26 protein-coding genes are annotated in these 16,180 nt (G+C 37.6%); all 26 read right to left on the bottom strand.

Annotated features, from left to right (window positions below):
* Positions 1-9 precede the first annotated feature (9 nt).
* On the bottom strand, positions 10-189 hold the full coding sequence (locus tag V7149_RS01890) for a hypothetical protein (protein WP_335343969.1): 180 nt from the start codon (positions 187-189) through the stop codon (positions 10-12).
* 70 nt (positions 190-259) lie between these two features.
* A complete protein-coding gene (locus tag V7149_RS01885) occupies positions 260-400 on the bottom strand; it encodes a CD1375 family protein (RefSeq protein ID WP_335343968.1) in 141 nt (46 codons plus the stop codon).
* A 1-nt stretch (position 401) separates the two neighbouring features.
* A complete protein-coding gene (locus V7149_RS01880; protein WP_335343967.1) occupies positions 402-698 on the bottom strand; it encodes a hypothetical protein in 297 nt (98 codons plus the stop codon).
* Entirely contained in the window at positions 682-1,398 is a 717-nt protein-coding gene (locus tag V7149_RS01875) for a hypothetical protein (protein WP_335343966.1), read from the bottom strand. Before V7149_RS01875 ends, V7149_RS01880 begins: the two co-directional genes overlap by 17 nt.
* A complete protein-coding gene (locus V7149_RS01870; RefSeq protein ID WP_335343965.1) occupies positions 1,398-1,946 on the bottom strand; it encodes a putative phage tail protein in 549 nt (182 codons plus the stop codon). Before V7149_RS01870 ends, V7149_RS01875 begins: the two co-directional genes overlap by 1 nt.
* On the bottom strand, positions 1,939-3,030 hold the full coding sequence (locus V7149_RS01865; protein WP_335343964.1) for a baseplate J/gp47 family protein: 1,092 nt from the start codon (positions 3,028-3,030) through the stop codon (positions 1,939-1,941). Before V7149_RS01865 ends, V7149_RS01870 begins: the two co-directional genes overlap by 8 nt.
* Positions 3,030-3,434: a DUF2634 domain-containing protein gene (locus V7149_RS01860; RefSeq protein WP_335343963.1), complete on the bottom strand. Its 405-nt coding sequence runs from the start codon at positions 3,432-3,434 to the stop codon at positions 3,030-3,032. The genes V7149_RS01865 and V7149_RS01860 overlap by 1 nt, the downstream gene beginning before the upstream one ends.
* Complete coding sequence (locus tag V7149_RS01855) at positions 3,431-3,784, bottom strand: DUF2577 domain-containing protein (RefSeq protein WP_335343991.1); 354 nt, start codon at positions 3,782-3,784, stop codon at positions 3,431-3,433. The genes V7149_RS01860 and V7149_RS01855 overlap by 4 nt, the downstream gene beginning before the upstream one ends.
* A gap of 1 nt (position 3,785) precedes the next feature.
* Positions 3,786-4,745, bottom strand: a complete 960-nt coding sequence (locus V7149_RS01850; protein ID WP_335343962.1) for an XkdQ/YqbQ family protein — start codon at positions 4,743-4,745, stop codon at positions 3,786-3,788.
* Positions 4,742-5,425: a LysM peptidoglycan-binding domain-containing protein gene (locus tag V7149_RS01845; protein ID WP_335343961.1), complete on the bottom strand. Its 684-nt coding sequence runs from the start codon at positions 5,423-5,425 to the stop codon at positions 4,742-4,744. The genes V7149_RS01850 and V7149_RS01845 overlap by 4 nt, the downstream gene beginning before the upstream one ends.
* Positions 5,426-7,543: a tape measure protein gene (locus V7149_RS01840; protein ID WP_335343960.1), complete on the bottom strand. Its 2,118-nt coding sequence runs from the start codon at positions 7,541-7,543 to the stop codon at positions 5,426-5,428.
* Between the two features lie 60 nt (positions 7,544-7,603).
* The gene (locus V7149_RS01835) at positions 7,604-8,017 is read right to left on the bottom strand and encodes a hypothetical protein (RefSeq protein WP_335343959.1); all 414 of its coding nucleotides are present in this window, start codon (positions 8,015-8,017) and stop codon (positions 7,604-7,606) included.
* Between the two features lies 1 nt (position 8,018).
* Positions 8,019-8,363, bottom strand: a complete 345-nt coding sequence (locus tag V7149_RS01830; RefSeq protein WP_335343958.1) for a hypothetical protein — start codon at positions 8,361-8,363, stop codon at positions 8,019-8,021.
* Between the two features lie 299 nt (positions 8,364-8,662).
* Positions 8,663-9,091, bottom strand: a complete 429-nt coding sequence (locus V7149_RS01825; protein WP_335343957.1) for a phage tail assembly chaperone — start codon at positions 9,089-9,091, stop codon at positions 8,663-8,665.
* A gap of 56 nt (positions 9,092-9,147) precedes the next feature.
* A complete protein-coding gene (locus V7149_RS01820) occupies positions 9,148-9,621 on the bottom strand; it encodes a phage tail tube protein (RefSeq protein WP_335343956.1) in 474 nt (157 codons plus the stop codon).
* A 13-nt stretch (positions 9,622-9,634) separates the two neighbouring features.
* Positions 9,635-10,870, bottom strand: a complete 1,236-nt coding sequence (locus tag V7149_RS01815) for a phage tail sheath family protein (protein ID WP_335343955.1) — start codon at positions 10,868-10,870, stop codon at positions 9,635-9,637.
* Between the two features lie 86 nt (positions 10,871-10,956).
* Complete coding sequence (locus V7149_RS01810) at positions 10,957-11,154, bottom strand: hypothetical protein (protein ID WP_335343954.1); 198 nt, start codon at positions 11,152-11,154, stop codon at positions 10,957-10,959.
* Positions 11,155-11,158: 4 nt separating this feature from the next.
* Positions 11,159-11,581, bottom strand: a complete 423-nt coding sequence (locus V7149_RS01805) for a phage tail terminator family protein (RefSeq protein WP_335343953.1) — start codon at positions 11,579-11,581, stop codon at positions 11,159-11,161.
* A complete protein-coding gene (locus V7149_RS01800; protein ID WP_335343952.1) occupies positions 11,568-12,119 on the bottom strand; it encodes an HK97 gp10 family phage protein in 552 nt (183 codons plus the stop codon). Before V7149_RS01800 ends, V7149_RS01805 begins: the two co-directional genes overlap by 14 nt.
* Positions 12,119-12,478, bottom strand: coding sequence for a hypothetical protein (locus V7149_RS01795; RefSeq protein WP_335343951.1), 360 nt, complete (start codon positions 12,476-12,478; stop codon positions 12,119-12,121). The genes V7149_RS01800 and V7149_RS01795 overlap by 1 nt, the downstream gene beginning before the upstream one ends.
* Positions 12,479-12,832 (bottom strand): hypothetical protein, encoded by a 354-nt coding sequence (locus V7149_RS01790; RefSeq protein WP_335343950.1) that lies wholly within the window; start codon positions 12,830-12,832, stop codon positions 12,479-12,481.
* Positions 12,833-12,834: 2 nt separating this feature from the next.
* Entirely contained in the window at positions 12,835-13,005 is a 171-nt protein-coding gene (locus tag V7149_RS01785; RefSeq protein WP_335343949.1) for a DUF7210 family protein, read from the bottom strand.
* A gap of 44 nt (positions 13,006-13,049) precedes the next feature.
* The gene (locus V7149_RS01780; protein WP_335343948.1) at positions 13,050-14,099 is read right to left on the bottom strand and encodes a major capsid protein; all 1,050 of its coding nucleotides are present in this window, start codon (positions 14,097-14,099) and stop codon (positions 13,050-13,052) included.
* A gap of 16 nt (positions 14,100-14,115) precedes the next feature.
* Complete coding sequence (locus V7149_RS01775; RefSeq protein WP_335343947.1) at positions 14,116-14,475, bottom strand: hypothetical protein; 360 nt, start codon at positions 14,473-14,475, stop codon at positions 14,116-14,118.
* A gap of 14 nt (positions 14,476-14,489) precedes the next feature.
* Positions 14,490-15,089: a phage scaffolding protein gene (locus tag V7149_RS01770; protein ID WP_335343946.1), complete on the bottom strand. Its 600-nt coding sequence runs from the start codon at positions 15,087-15,089 to the stop codon at positions 14,490-14,492.
* Between the two features lie 95 nt (positions 15,090-15,184).
* Positions 15,185-16,174, bottom strand: a complete 990-nt coding sequence (locus tag V7149_RS01765) for a minor capsid protein (RefSeq protein ID WP_335343945.1) — start codon at positions 16,172-16,174, stop codon at positions 15,185-15,187.
* Positions 16,175-16,180: the final 6 nt, after the last annotated feature.

The following is a 16,180-nucleotide window of genomic DNA, read 5'->3' as shown; positions in this document are numbered from 1 at the left end:
TGCTCTCAATTAATATTCAAATTCATTACCCATCATTTCAGCAAAGTTTCTTGCTTCATCAACAGATGCCTGACAAATTTCACACTCTGCAACATGCTCTCTTAAAGGCGCTTTATCTCCTTCACCATATTTATGAGGATTTGCCAACAGAGCTTCTCTCACATACATATTCTTTTCGCAGTAGTCCATTCATTCCACCTCCATTTGTCTACTAATTTCGACAAATAGAAGGGAATTCCTGCATAAAGATATACCTAGCTTAAGCACTCATTGCAGCGCGTCTTTCTAATTCCTTTTTAACATCTGCTTTTAGAAAAGCTGGTACTGCAATTTCACCTTCTTGTGGGTTTTCTAATACCCTTAATCCTAATTCTACTAAGTCCGCATACAATGCTACCATTCTACAACACTCCTTTTATTGTTAAAGTTTCTATTAATTCTGCCATTGCAAGTTGATTATTGATTTTATCAATTTCCTGTTTTTCAATACTTTCTGCTAGGGCCAGTTGTAGACCTAACCTTTCCTCTTCCAGAGCTTTTATGCGTTCCTCCGAGGTCGGGACTTTAGGGATGGGAATACCAAACAAAAGAAAATTTCCTTCCGTTATGTTCATGACTTCTAACAAAGTCAAACCCTTCTCTTTTTGTTCTTGAACAAGTGAAGGTATTTCATCCTTATGACTATAAGGCAATAACATCGTAAATATCCCCCCTGTGACTAACTGAGATTTCACCCGTTTGTGCCCCATAGGAGCCATTAGTAGTTCGAAGATAAATTTGAATCGTATCGCCTTTATTAACGGTAATGTCCTCGGTATAAGTAACTGCTCCGGTTCCTTGTGTATGAACCCGTTCAGTCCCACGGGCTACCCCATTTACATAAATTCTTCCATAAGCACTGACCCCACCCACTTGTGAATTGGGGGTGAATTTAATTCGTAAGACTCCCGGACGATTGGTTTTACAACTCCATACATTCGTATAAGTAGTACTAGCGGTTGCTGCGTTCGCATGTTTAACCAAAACATCGTTCCCCGCTTCAAAAGGAACCGAGGCGGGTGGTCTCTGGGAAGCGGTCAGAATCCCATCACTTCCAAGGGTAGCCACCCCGTTAGCCGCCCCCTTTTGGGTCATAGGGATTTGTTGAAGGTTATCCACATTCGATAAACCGACTTGGGTTTTGGTGACGCCATGAGGATTCGCTTTATCCGCCAAATGCGTAGCAAGGTCCTGTCGGATTTGTGCCAATTCTTGCTCTGTTGCACCTGAATTTATAGCATCTTGCAGGACTTTTAATACCTCATCTATAGTGTCCATATTTGCATTTTGATCATTAACATTATAAAAATCATCTTGACCAGGCTTAATTAAATTGAAATTGGTTGTCTTAGTAGGCATTAGTTCAACACCTCTTCCCTTAAATGCCTATGTGTAAATGCTGCTAATTGAGCGTGGGTATAATTGGCTAATTTTGAATTCTGATTAAATCGAAGTTCAACTGTAAGGATCATGTTTTGTGGTGTAATTCGCTCCAACATGACAACTACAGCATCAAACTGCCCTTTAACGGTAAGTTCGATTTTTACATTTATTGTTTTGGCTGCTACATCTCGTTTCAACTCATATTGCCCTTCACCTAGTAAACTATCGAGTAGCTGTTTTAAAACACGATTTGTATAAGGTGCTTGCTCTTGATAACGGGTTAATAAACGGAATCTTCTCGTTTCAATTGAGTCCGTTGCAGGAACTTTTATTTTCAACATTTTTTCCCTTCGTGCTAACCCTTCTTCGGTAGCTAACATTATAAACCGATTATTAAAGCTATCCTCAATTGCTTGCCAAGTAGCTTCTAACAGTTTGTTTTCCACGTTTGCGATTTCAACTAACTCTTTAATTTCATGCAAAACTGGCGGTAAATAGCTTAGTATATCTACTTCTCTAGGCAACTAAAACACCCCTTACTGGAATGGACTCCTTATCTAGTTGAATGTTTGATGCTGCACCATTAAGTAAAGTATTAGCTATATCAAGTACACCTGGTACTCCTAGCAGTCTAGTTTCGATTTGGCTAATACGAACGACTACCCCCGTGTGATCGCCAGTATAATCAATTGATTTTGCCCACTCTTCTGCGAGCTCTTTAAAATAGGCATCTACGGTGGATTGCACATTTACTTCAATGTCACGCCAAGTCCAACCGTCTTGATAAGTGATATTTAATACGATATCAATAACCGTATTATCCACTCCTGAAATTGTAACAATATGGTCTATTGGTGCAATCCCTATACCTTCACCTTGCATACCTAATGGATCCACTCTCTCTTGAATAGCATCGATTAGCGTTTGTGTGGGCTTTCCAAATAAGGAGTTGATAATTGTAAGACCTACTGTACTAGCGCCATACTTAGCGCGATAGACACGCACTCCCCCAACACCATCTAGCTCACCGACTTTTTGTTTATAGTCAGCACGATTACCACCGTATGCGACAGATTCAAATGAATTAAAGTAACGTTCTCTGAATGCTTCAGTTTCTTCTTCATCTCTAGCTGGTATTAACAATACTGTTAGTTCAGCATTTGTTAGCCCGTCAATATATTCAATTGGAATTAAGGGACCTGAAAATAAATTTCCGATATTTCCATATGTTTCACATTCAAGAGTAAATTCCCCCTGTGCTGTACGTTCAATTACGACATAATTTAATTCATCTAAACTGAAGCGAGAGCTGATTGGCACATCCATATTAAATACACCTTTCCATTTTGCCTTTGTGGCTGGGAAAGGTTTCAGTCCTCGTTCCACCGCAATACGAATTAAATCCTCTCTAGGAGCAGTATCTGCAAAAACTCGGTCATTGTTTGCTTGAATAGTGGCCAACATTTGGACAGTTTCTATACTATTCGCTGCAGTAGCATTATAGATTAATGAAGTTCCCTCACGAGTATCAAGAGATGGATCTACTCCAGAGAGCTTCTGAGCCATTAAATCTTCATAAGTTATATCCAAATTTAAAGGCTCAGCCATCAGTATTCCACCTCTCTCTCACTCTCAAATTCTCCATAGATGTTATGGACTGTAAATGTGACATCAACTTTCTTCTTTTTCACAACAAAAACAAAGCTATCAACAGCATTAATACGGTCATCCTGCAATAGGCATTCAGTAATTCGTCTCTTTATTTCAGGTAAAACATAAGCTGTTGGCTTACCAAATAAGTCCTTCAATTCAACACCGAAATTCCATGAATATATGATGTGATCATATCTTTCAATATTAAGCATTAAAAAAATCGCTTGTTTTAAGGCTTCTATTTCATCAACAAAGCCTAAACAGCGATCTTTATCCATATATAATTTAAAGTTTTTTGTTGGAGGTGGTGACGACTCTTCGAAGTCAGCTATTAAACCATCATTCACCTGTGGAATCATTTGACCACCTCTTTATCCCATACAATGTATTTTTGGCCACCTTGCATTTTTACCAGCATCACTGTGTCTCCAACTTTAAGAGCATTATGCACAGTGAACTTTTTCCGGCCTTTATATTCATGAGTGTGAGCTTCCGAGACTTCAGTAACATGATTAACGCTCATTTCAATCTCATAATCTCGAACATTTCTTGTCAATATTAGTTGCGCAACCGTTAATTCCTTCTTTTGCTCAACAAGTATTTTAAGGGGAGATGTGCTAGTTACATGACCGAATTGAATTGCAGTCGGATCAGCTGCTGCTATCGATTCCATAGCAGCTTTTTTTATTGCCCTTACTATGTCATTCATATCACGCAACGAAATCACCTCCCAATAACTTTAAGTCCATGAAATGCTCGTTTTCTTTAAAGGTATGCTTAACATTATCTACAAGCATATAGTTCATCACTTTAATATCATCTAAATCAAGGTTTACGACTACCATGTTACCACCGCGAACATAAATATTTCCGAAAGCCTTTTTAATGCTTAAATTCCTTGTTTTTCGATTGTACAAAGACAAAAGGGCATCTGCCTTAACCTTACCGTTCGTTGATTCCTTAATCGTTTCAAAATACTGCAATAGGCCAAAACGGTTGATGTTATTACTATCTTGAGCAATATAGATTTCACGCTTACCAGTCTTTTCGTTCTCATAAGATAGTTTTATTTTGTTGTAAGTATTTGAATCAATTGATGAGGTGTAATCAAAACTTTCACCAGTTTCTTCGTCAACTAGCACGTCTAGTTTCATTTTTTCAATGTCTCTGAGAGTCAATTTTCCAAAGTTATCGTATAGGATATACATTTTTTTAGTGTTATCCATTGTAAGATCTAGCGCGTTCTGAAACATATCAAATAGCGTTTTGTTATCCTCTACTCGACTGGCAATCTTATAGCCTGTATCTTCAATAGTACCCGTGTTCAGCCTAAAATCGGCAGCAACCATTTTAATAAATTCGGATGCTGTTTTGTTAGTGTAAACATAAGTATCTTTGTTTTTTAAATAGCGTAGCTGGTCATAAGCTGTCACATTTATATGGCCATCTTTTGTTCGTTTTTTAGTAAAAACAAACCCATAAAAGATATTCTTTCCATCCTTTTTTAGGCTGACAGCATTTCCCTCTTCGAACTCTAATGCTTGATCTTTTACAACACTGAAAGTCAGTTTACCGGGAGCACCCTTTCGAACTGTTTCCCAAACTATTCCCTCTTCCACGGAAGGTGCCATTAATTTAGAACCATTTTGAATGATTAACTCAAAGCTCAAAATTTAATCACCTGCCCCGGAAAGATAAGATTAGGATTATTGATCCCATTTTTAGCAGCTAACTCATCAGTCATAGCTTTAGTTGCTTTTCCATAATACTTCTTGCATAAAGCCCATAATGTATCACCTTTAACAACTTTGTGAGACTTAGGGGGAGGCGGAGCATTTGTTGTTGGTCTTGGTTTAGTGGTTTTTGCAACTGGCTTAGCACTTGCGGCCGCCGCAGAAGCACTCGGCTTTTTAATTTCAATAACCTTAGTGCCGTACTCCCGATACTGTTTTAAAAGAATTGTAACAACTACATCAAATCCCTGATCTGCATTTTCTTTAATTGAATACTCTTCCAAAGATACCTTTATATTTGTATCGAATAATAAATCGCCACTCGGCTTTAATCGAGAGACAATAAATTGAAAGGATTTATTATCAACCTTTAATTTTTCAAGCTTCTCCAAATAAAAGGTAGCCGGTTGAAAGCCATCGGGATAAATAGCAAAAGGATATTTTGAATTTGGCAGCAACAAATCGAAAGAAAGTTCGGTTAACCCCGCTTTTTTAAGCATATTAACCTCACCCTCATTGATTAAGGTCATCGTTGTATTTTTATTTCTAATCTTTGTTTCTAAGCTAGAAGGAGCGACTGGAAGCTGTACATCGTCTATAAAGAAGTTATATGCCATCTAATCTGCCCCTTCCGCAATTACATCTAAAGTTTCCTCAAGCTTTTCTCCGAAACGGTCAATGATTCCATCTAAATCAAGATCAGAGTTAACCGTATTATGGTTGGTCATATCAACTTTAACCTCGGCAGTCGTAAATCTATTAATTACATCTCTCTCAGCTAGATCACGAAGATATTTTAAATCTTCTTCTGCCATTTCCATCGAATCTGCCATCTTTTTAGTGTTTCCAGCTGTTTCTTTTCCTGTTTCGTTAACCGCGCTTTTTATGCCTTCTAATCCAGATAGAGCATCTTTCATGGTAGATGTAGGGTTATTTTTATCCCCAGAAAATAAATTGGAACCCCAATTGTACCCAGCATCCCAAGCTCCGCTATACTCAATCCTTGATTTGATAGCTGGTGCATTTCTACTAAGGGTTATTGCGCTATCATTTTTGCCCCAAGCAAGTACGCTGTCTTGTAAGGAAGAAAGACCTGCAGTCCAATTTGTTCCAAAAATAGAATCTATTATATTAGTAACTACTTTTCCAAGAGATAAAAACCATGAAATTATTTGTCCTAGTAAATTTGCAACAGCATCACCAAAACTGTTGAAGCCACCATTGAAAACATTCAAAACCCATTCAATTATCCCTATCCAAGGCTCTGCAAAATTTGTCCATAAGATTTGAATAATTGCATTGATTACACCAACTACTGTATTCCAAATGAAAGCACCTAAAACTGCAAAGGCACCTGCGATAATACCTGTGGCACTGTATGAAGTTCCAGCGAAGTGATTTACCGCAGCTACAGCACCATAAACAATTAGGATTAATACAACAATCGCACCTATTAACCAGGCAATAGGATTAGCAGCAATAGCGACACTAAGTGCAGCCATAGCCGCAGTCAACCCGTAAGTAGCTGCCGTTGAAACGATTGTTGCAGCTACATAAGCCCATTTTCTAATAGTTGCTGTTGCAGTTAGAGCTGCAGCAATAATTTGTTGACGGTTTATCCATAGAAGCGCTATTCCATATGCTACTAACGCAATTGTTGCTGCAACTATGGCTGGTTCTGCATATGACCAAGTATCATAAACAAATCCACCGATGGACATTAGAACTGAAAGAGTGGATAATGCAATGTTTGAAAGTATATGCAATGAATTAACTGTGCTGTTTATTACACTTTGAAACTTTTCATTGTTTGCTATTTCATTTAATTTTTGAAGAACTGGCTGAAAGGCCCATAACGCTTCGTTTTTAAAACTGGTCCATATTTGCTCAAAGGTCAAAGGCATTGATGCAAAGTCCTTGTTTATTTGATCTGCTGCCGCGAACATGGCTTGCTTTATTACATCTGCCGACAGTTTTCCATCTGCTGATAATTCTCGAATTTTCCCTATTGGAATTTCTAAGTAATCTGCAATATTTTGAATAATATTAGGAGCATGTTGAAAAATACTGTTTAATTCCTGTCCTCGTAATACTCCACTGCCTAGTGCTTGTGTTAATTGTATTGTTGCATTCTTTACACCATCGGCATTTGTTCCAGCAATGCTATACTGTTTATTTAACAATTCAGCAAAAGCAATGGCTTCTCTATTGGAACCGAAAGCATCTTTAGCATTCATGCTCAGTTTCCCAACTAAATCTGCTGTATCCGCATAAGATCCGTATGAACGCTGAGCACTATCAAATATCATTTGTTGTAATTCAGCTGTAGTTTGTAATCCGTCATTTACCATTTTTAAGCGCGCAGTAATGTTGGTCATTTGATCCGACAGTTCGATTATCGATTTCCCAGCCTGAAGGGAAAGGTACGTACCAACAATTGCAACCAACTTTGATAAAAATCCACTAGCAGCAGATGAGCCTTGATTAATACTATTATTCAGCTGTTGTTGCTGGTTATTAGCTTGATGAATTTGTTGTTCGATTTGATTAAAAGAGTTTTCTGCTAGAGCTAATTGCTGTCTAGCTGCTTGTATACTTGCCGTATCAACAGCGTTACTTGATTGCATTTGTAATTGCTCAAAACTATTGATGACAATGTTCATGGCGTTATTCATTGATTGAAAAGCACGAGACATGTTGTCTTGTACTTGTACTACTGTTCTGATAGTAGCCACAAAATCACCGCCCTTTTAAACAAAAAAAGAATACATCGTGTAGATGTACTCTCTTCGTGTCTATATATTTTTAACCTTTTTAATATATTTGATCCATAAATCGATGTTCTCAATATATTCTTCTAGGCTAACATTTTCTATTTGTTTAAAATCATACAAACTTAATAGAATTTGCATCCACGTATTATTTCCATGCATTTTAATTCTTCCTATAGGGAAACCGTTATAGGAAAAATCAATCGCCTTATCACTCATTCTTCTTAATTTTAATGCTCCATGTTCATTGCTTTGATTCAATTTAATAAGAAGATTTTTTATGAAAATTTCTTCATTATCAGAAATAGAACAATATTTGCTGTCCTCTATATCCCTTATTAGGTGAATGTAATAAGAAGAAATTTTTCCATTTTCATTAATAGGATTATTTTTCGGGAATTCTTTTTTAAATATTACTGAAAATAGTCTTTTTATCATGTTAAAACATTTTCTTAATAAAGGCTTTATAAATTTTTTCATCTATTTCAATCAGACTTTTCTTCTCATTTTTAAATTCAATAGCTAATAGATGAGTCCCCTTATTTTTTGCAGATAAACCGGCTAATAAACCAACTGGCCCTAACAAGGCGCCCCCTACTAACCCTCTTGCGATACCACTAACAGCGCTTTTACGATGTTCTTCAGTAACTAACTCATAAGATTCCACAGTCGTCTTATCTAGTGGTATTGATTTGGATAAATTCAATGCAATACTTGGACTACCTAGAAAGATGGTCACTTTATTTCCTTCATAATCTCCAGCAATAACTTTATTTTTAGCCATAGACAATCCCTCCCTTACCATAAATATACAGAAAGGGAAGGAGGATATCTATACTAATTGCTAGATTCGAACATCAAAAAAGCTGAGCTTCAACTATCTTTTCCTTCTTTTCCCTTTACCTTTGTTTCTTATTCGCTCAGCTTCTTTTTGCTGCTTTTTCTCTGAGTCAATTTTTATTTGAACTGAAGCTATAACAAAGGCTTTTTCCTCTTTTGGCAAATTGAGATATTCAGACGGCCACTTTCGAAGCTTATGCAAACAATAATGAACGACATTTGCTTCTGAGTCACCGTCTTCAATTAGTTTTTTGCCTCTTCCACCAACTCTTCCATAGTAACATCAAAGTTGTTTACCTCTTGGATAAACTTAGTTAATTCTGCATATTCACCTGGAAGGAGCATCTTTTTAAGCAAATTTTCAGCCCCCATAACACCGTAGCTATTTTGAAGTTCGGAGTTATTAAGGTCAGGGAATTTGACACAAGCAGTAGTCAACTTCAAAACATAAAGATCATAATCTGTTTCAGGTTGATAGATATTCTTCTTACCAGGAATAGGTACTCGTTTTGTAGCACTTTTACGATACGCTGCATCTTCATCTGCAGTGACCGGTGCTATCTTCCATTTGATTGGGTTCCCGTCTTCCCCTTTGAATCTATTAGAAACAAAAACTTCTTTCATCGTTGCTTTCTCTACATTTTGCGCGAAAAATGCTTGTAAACTACTCATTTATATCACCATTCCTTTAATTTTAATTAAAATAGCTCACAGAAATGAGCTCTAAATTAGGATTGCATTGCCTGTAAAATAGAGAATTTCTCTGGGAATTCAAAGCGTTCAAAAGTAAAGTCGAATGAATCCTCGAGATATTCTGCATCCGCATCAATCAGGGCTACAATACCTCCATCCATATTGCAGTCTTTCAAAATGGTAGTTTGTCGACCTACATCTGAGGAAGCATCCTCATTCGTTACTTGAATATCGAAGTAAATGTCCTCACCAGTTTCTTGATATCGATAAAGTAATTCTCTGAAAATAGTAGTGTTGTAATGAAATGTTGCTGATCCAGTTCCTTCTCCTCCTGCTGATTTGTTTCCTTTCGAAACTTGACCCATAATAGGGACTTTCGTTTTGGATTTCTCATATCGAGCTTCTAAGTTGATAACATTCGCAAATTTATAGCGATTGCCTGCAATGGTTACAAAAGCTTCGCCTTGTGCACCATGAACTGAATCTTTAGCATGCATTGTTTCATTCATTGAGATACCTCCCTTACGCTACTGTAGTTGTAATATAGAGTTGTGACATAGCCACTGTAGGCTCAATCACTTCATCTACAACAACAGATTTTTTTGAGTTTCCTTGTTCAACTACAACTTGCTCTGGATCAAAATTTTGAATAGCTCTAATACCTTGCAATTCTCTACGATGTGTCACAATGTCACCCCATAAAGAAACACGCCCACTTTGGTCATTTGGAACTTTACCTAGGTAGCGCGTGTTAAATAGTGTTGCTGTATCAATTGCGATTTGATCTAATACACGAATGACTTGATTCATGCTAAAATCCTCGTTTTTAACCGGTGTAAATGAAGTGAATGTATTCACATCTTCAAGAACACGAATTTCATCTCCAACACGATGGAAAACATATTTCCCTGCCTTAAGTAAAGCAGTAAGCTGTGGTTGGGTCATGGTTTCACTCATAACAAGTGTGTGTTCACCATCATATTTTTTGTTTGTATTTGATTTATTTACAGCTACACCAGCCTGAGCTCCAACTGTCCAATAAACGGCACCAAAGATTTCCTCATCAGTACCATTAGCATCGTTCTGTACATCGATAATTCCCTCGTGATCAGCAGCTCCTAGCTTATGTCCAACGATTTGTAATTTTGCACCCACTTGATCACGTAACCGTTTTGTATACTCAACGTACAGCGATTTAATTGTAGGCTCTGATGATAGGCAGCCAATCGTATTAAATCCATACGCTTCTAATGAATCCAATGCTTCTTGGTGTGCACCGCCAGTAACAGCGCTGCCGTTTGAACCACCAGTTAATGCTGTTCCAGCAGTTTCAGCAAGTGTTGCATCTGATTTAAACATTACATAATCATTTTCGGTGAGTCCTTTAGCATCAGTAACAGCTGTTTGCTCGTCCACTAATACGTTGTCCAAAAGTGTTTGTACATCAAATTTTGTTGGTTCGTCTACGTTCGCATGAATGACAATTTTAATATCGTTTCCACGAACACCTTTGTATTTTGCAATTGCAAAAGTATTAGTAGCTGCCGCTGCACCAACTACAAGTCTATAAAAATACACAGTGATAGCATTTTTAAATACATCACGAATTCCTTTTAATTTGGGATCAGTATAATCGTAACCAAAGATTTTACGAGAACTCTTCTGTAAATCCTCTTGAGTGACTGTGAAAACATCACCGTCTACACCCCAATCAAGGACAATCGGTAAGCCGACGTAACCACGATTACTAAGATTCACAAACGCACGAGCCTTACTAATGAAATTATGATAAGTACCTGGAAGTACTTTGTTTTGAGTTAAGAACGTTCCGCCACCTAATGCCATTACTTCTTGCCTCCTTTATCAAATTTATCCAAAATCTTTTCTACTTCAGAAAATGAATATTTCTTGTCATCTTTTAGCAATGCGTTTAATGCATCGCGTCTAACTGCATATCTTTTACTTTTGACGATTTGTGATTTAGAAAATTTAATTTCTGAGTCTTCGGCACCTGCAACTGCTTTTTCCTTATTGGTAGCCATATCCTCACCCTTTCTTTTTAGAGCGTTGTTCTAATGAGCCCATGAATGTTTTTTCTTCTTGTTCTTGGAGAAAGAAGTTGAAATGAATAAAGTTGTGAGCTACGCCATCAACAATCTCACTATTTGCACCTGTACCAAGCATTACCGAGCCGTTTAACTGCGTTATTTCCTTTAAAGATTGTTGTACCTTCAAAGTCATATTTGCGCTCTCTGACGCACCACTAGAGGGAAAATATTGAACGTTGAATAGAGTCGTCACCCTCCATCTATTGCAAATCTGCCTAATATGCTCTAGGGATAAAAATTGAATAAAAAAAGCAGGAGTCTTAAACCCCTGCGGAACATCATCAACATATTTTTCATAGCTATCTCCAAAGGCCTCGTGAAGTTTAATGGAAATAGCAGTGATGATATCATTGATCTCCATCAAAAGCCTCTCCTAACAACTTCTTAAGTTTCTTTTCGATTATTTTTGGCGCTTGGCGCTCCACTTCATCAGCAGAAATCGTCATCATAAAGCGACCTTTTACCCAGCCTTTTTTATTTCTTGTCCTATGTCCAAATTCAACATATGAAGCATATTCCACTGGATTAATGACTTCTAATATATACAAATTCCCTTGCTTGGTCACTTTCAATGTGTCTGCAAAAGCTTTTGCGTTCTTGCCTTTGCTACTAGCTTCAGCTTCTTGATGTGTTTTCGTTGTCCATCCACGTCTAAGTGTTCCACCTATTTTTTCAGTACTAGCGGTAAAGGACACTTGTTTCCCATCTTTTGTAACAAAGTTGACCTCTTTGCTGTAAAGTCCAACAGGTGTCCTTCGAATAACCTTCGCTAATAATCTTGCTGCTAGTTCTTTTGAACACTCTTCACAAAACTTTTCATATTCAACACGTTCCAACTGTTGCATTCTTTTCTGTAGCCGTTTTAATTGCTCGAAATTCACACTGCCCCAACTAGCCATCAAGCATACCCTTTAAACAATTCGAGCATGATTTCTTGATGATTGGTATAAACTGCAGGCTCTCCGCTTCGAGAGTATTTAGTTGTCCTACTATTTTGAGTGACGATAATCTTTGATCCGGGCTTGATTTCAATTTCGGGAGCAACAAATAGTTTTGTAGACTGTGCAATGACTGCAGGAGCACTTTTATTAGTAGCTGCTGTTTGCTTTTCAAATGATAGCTTGCAAGGTTGGTTTTCAAGGACAACTACCTCTTTTTTACTTGTTATATGAGTAATCGGGTCTTTTACCGACTGATACTCTTTAACGGTACAAATACCATGGTACTGGCTTTCAATGGCTTTTCTAACCGCATTCACTTATTTCCACCTCAATTTTCTAAAACGATTTAATTGAGATTGATAATTGTATATAACTTTTTGAGTGGACATTTCACTGGCAGATGTCCTCACGTTACCAAGTTCCACTCGAGTATCTCCCTCTTGAATTGAAGTAGCAACTTTTGAGTTCTCAGGATCTATTCTACGATTTTCCTCGCTGATCAAATCAACAACCATATTGGCATGAACAAAAGAGAGTTCAGGCGGAATATCATTGCGGTTACAGTGTATTAGGACGGCTTGCCTTACCTCTTTAACGTACATAGCCAACAACGTATCATCCGGAAGTTTTTCTGCTGGTACCTTTGCTTTAACGATTTCTAATACATCCATAGTTAATCATCATCTCCAGCAGCAATAACCTCCGCCTTTAAAAAGACTTCATAATCTTCTGCGGAAACTTCAGTCTTCTCACCTTTTTTATAACGCAAGTCATTATGTTTAACATTTTTTATTAAAGTAATTTTATATAGCTCTTGTTTTTTAGTTGTTTTCTTTTCGGACACTTAGAACACCCCTTTCAAAGAAACAAGGAGAGGTTTCCCTCTCCTTAGTTACCTGCTACTTTTGCAATAAAGATATTATCGATAGTTTCAAAGCTTGGTAGGACAATCTCGGAAACTACGGTCATTACGTTAACAGGGTGTTCTTCTTTAATTGAAGTAATTGCTACACCAGTGTTAACAATATTTACCTCAGCTTTTGTTGCTCCCGTCATTAAATCAGATTCCTCTGGAGTTGTACCGTAATATGTTTGTCCCAACTTACCATCAGGGATGAGAGTAAAATGATCATCCGGATAGAAATTGTTAAGAGATCCATTTTCTGCACGATACTTTTTGTTGTAAACGGCAACTTTGAGACCTAGTTTAGTAGTTAAGTACTGTTTAAGCATAGACTCTGTCATAATGACATTCTGGCCACCAAGTGGGTTCATATCTAAACGTATGCTCTTATGGTCTAATAGATATCCAAGTGTTTTTCTTGTCATAATAGCATTTGTTGGGCGAACACCAGTGTTATCTTCCACGGTATCCATCCAAGTTAAAATATCTTGAATTGGTGTAGAATCCGGTGAGCTCCATTCTGCCCCAGCAGTCAAGGTTTCTTTATGGTCATCCTTCATTTTGTAATCATAATCAAGGTTTACTCGATTGGCTGTAACTGCTATTTTACCCGTTGACAGAAGTTGCATGATCATTCGTTCAGGCTGAACTGCAGCACCGTTGACCAAGGTTGTCACATCATCATAGATATTATTTACAATGGTTTTGTAGGCTTCTTCAAGATTAGATGCGAGAAGTCTATTTAACTCTTGACGGTCCTTTTCCCCAATTCTCATTGACTCCCTGAAAAATGGCATTTCCGTTTGAATCTTGCTAAATCCAATTCGATCACGAACAGTCGCTTTTGTATCGAATTCAGACGGCATAAGAGCAACCGGTAACCCATTTGAGCCTTTAATCCAAGATAGATCTAATCCTAACTGCTTCTTCGCCGGAAAAAGCGTAGATCCTAGGTAAGGGATCTTGTTGGATGGATTATTTTCAAAATAAGTAGCAATTTCTTTGGCGTTTACTAAATCAAAAATTGTTGGCATTTATATCATTCCTCTCTTATTTCAAAAATGTGATTTGCTTTAGTGCGGTAATCGCTTCCGCTGCAGGTGCTTCTGGCAATTTATCTAGAGCAACAAAGCCATGAATCATAGCTGCACCCGGAGCTGGCCCATAAGTGACATCTACATCATTAAAAAGGACACCTTCTGCTCCGGCATCATTCTTTTTAACGGCCAGTACAGATTCACTTGCTAAAAATCCCCCACCTACAATAGTGCCTGCTGGGACGATCTTTTTGCCCTCTGCATTCGCCGTTACACCAGCATCACTCACCGTAACAGTAAGGTTGACGTAATGATCAGGAAACTTTACAATTCTTTTTTTATTAGTGAATGTTGTTTCAACAAATTTACTCATTGATTTTTTCCTCCTTATTCAAAGTAAGATTTACGAGCTTCTTCTAAGCCTGTATTGCTTTTTGCTGCTTCTTCAGCAAGTTTTTTTCCAAAGCTATTAGCATTTCCATTATTCCCAGCATTGGGATCTCCCCCTGGTGGAGTAGCTCCTTTTATTCCTGGTATGTTAGTTTCTGTAACAAATAAAAAGGACTTCGATGTTTGCAGTTCTTTAATCTGCTCATCAAGCCCTTTAGTGACGTTTCCGTCCGTACCTAATTCAATTTTGGTTTTGTCTATAAGACCAGATACCAAATCCGCATCATGGACCTTACCAGCAAGGGCTAGTTTAAGAGCTCCAGTCAGTTGAGTTTCTTTTAATTTACCCTCATACTCAGTTTTTGTTGTTTCATTAGCTTGTTGCAGTTCGGTAATTTTCGTTTGAAGACCTGCAGCATCCACTTTCTTCAGTTCCTCAAGTTGTGTATCACGTGTTGTAATTTCTTTCTTTGCTTCATTTAATTCTGTTATTTTATCGTCCAAACGTGATTTCGGTATCATTTGACCGAAACCACTGACCACCTTATCCGCTTGCTCTTCTGTTAAACCTAATGTAATTAATTGTTCCTTATTCATGCTTATCTGCCTCCTAATTCGTATTTTACAGGCAACGCCCTGTTAGGTAATAAAAGCTTATTCTTTAACGTCTACAAGCTCGAAAAAGACGAATGTTATGCAACAAACCTCTTTTCCCATTCAGGGAATTTAATCTTGCTATCAATGTAATAAACCTTGCCATCCCTGCCTCGCGCAATCCGTTGGCTATAATCATCTTCAAAATAGGGAACTGTAGTAGTTCGGCAGTAAGGATGAAATGGATTAGCCGTCACACCAGGGTCAAACTCACTCATTTTAAACACTTTCCCATCCATTAACTGGCATATATCGCTTGTCTTACTATCTAGCGTTGCAACAATCTCATAACGTTCCACATCTAACTCACCAAATGTTTCCTTTTGAGCTGAAGCACTAAAAAACGCTGATTCTGTCATGACAAGACGTGCAGCGTTAGATCGGGATGTATTTAGTTTCTTTGATATTGTGGTAATTACTTTATCTGGAGCTTGTCCTCTGGCAATCGACTGAGTTAGTTCTGTATGCAGTGTATTGACCAATAGCTGCTTATCGCGCCAAATTTTATCACTGAATGTCTGTCCATCTACCGTCCATGGTTTGCTAATGATTTTAGTTAATTTCGTTTCATCGATAGAGTGCATTGTAAAACCAATACCGAAAGTACTTTGAATTTCGAATGCTGTATGAAGAAAAGTGCTTTGATATGTTTCTTTCATCAAGCGTTCAACGGCTTCTATTTGACCTCCATACAGCTTTTCGACATGTTGTTGTAGTTGTATCTGCAAGCTTTCTAAACGGCTAATATGAACCCGAGCAGAAGCGTTTTCAAGCTGTTTCATCCAGACTTGATTGATTGCATTCTTTTCACCATATTTAATGTATTCTTCAACTGTCCATCTAAATTCTTTTAACTCATCTGATTTTAAAAGACGTTTTGCTTCAGTCAGTGATATTTCATTATTTGCAGCAAAGCGACCATACCATTTGGCTATATCCTTTTCGATCTCAGACATCGTTTGAATATAAGCTTTTTCCATATCGATGAGATACGTTTCGCTTCTATTTAACTCCGCATTAAGCAACAACTCAAA

Origin of the sequence: Bacillus sp. JJ1503 (assembly GCF_036965125.1) — a bacterium.
GTDB lineage: Bacteria > Bacillota > Bacilli > Bacillales > Cytobacillaceae > Cytobacillus.
This window is presented reverse-complemented; position numbering and strand designations above follow the sequence as displayed.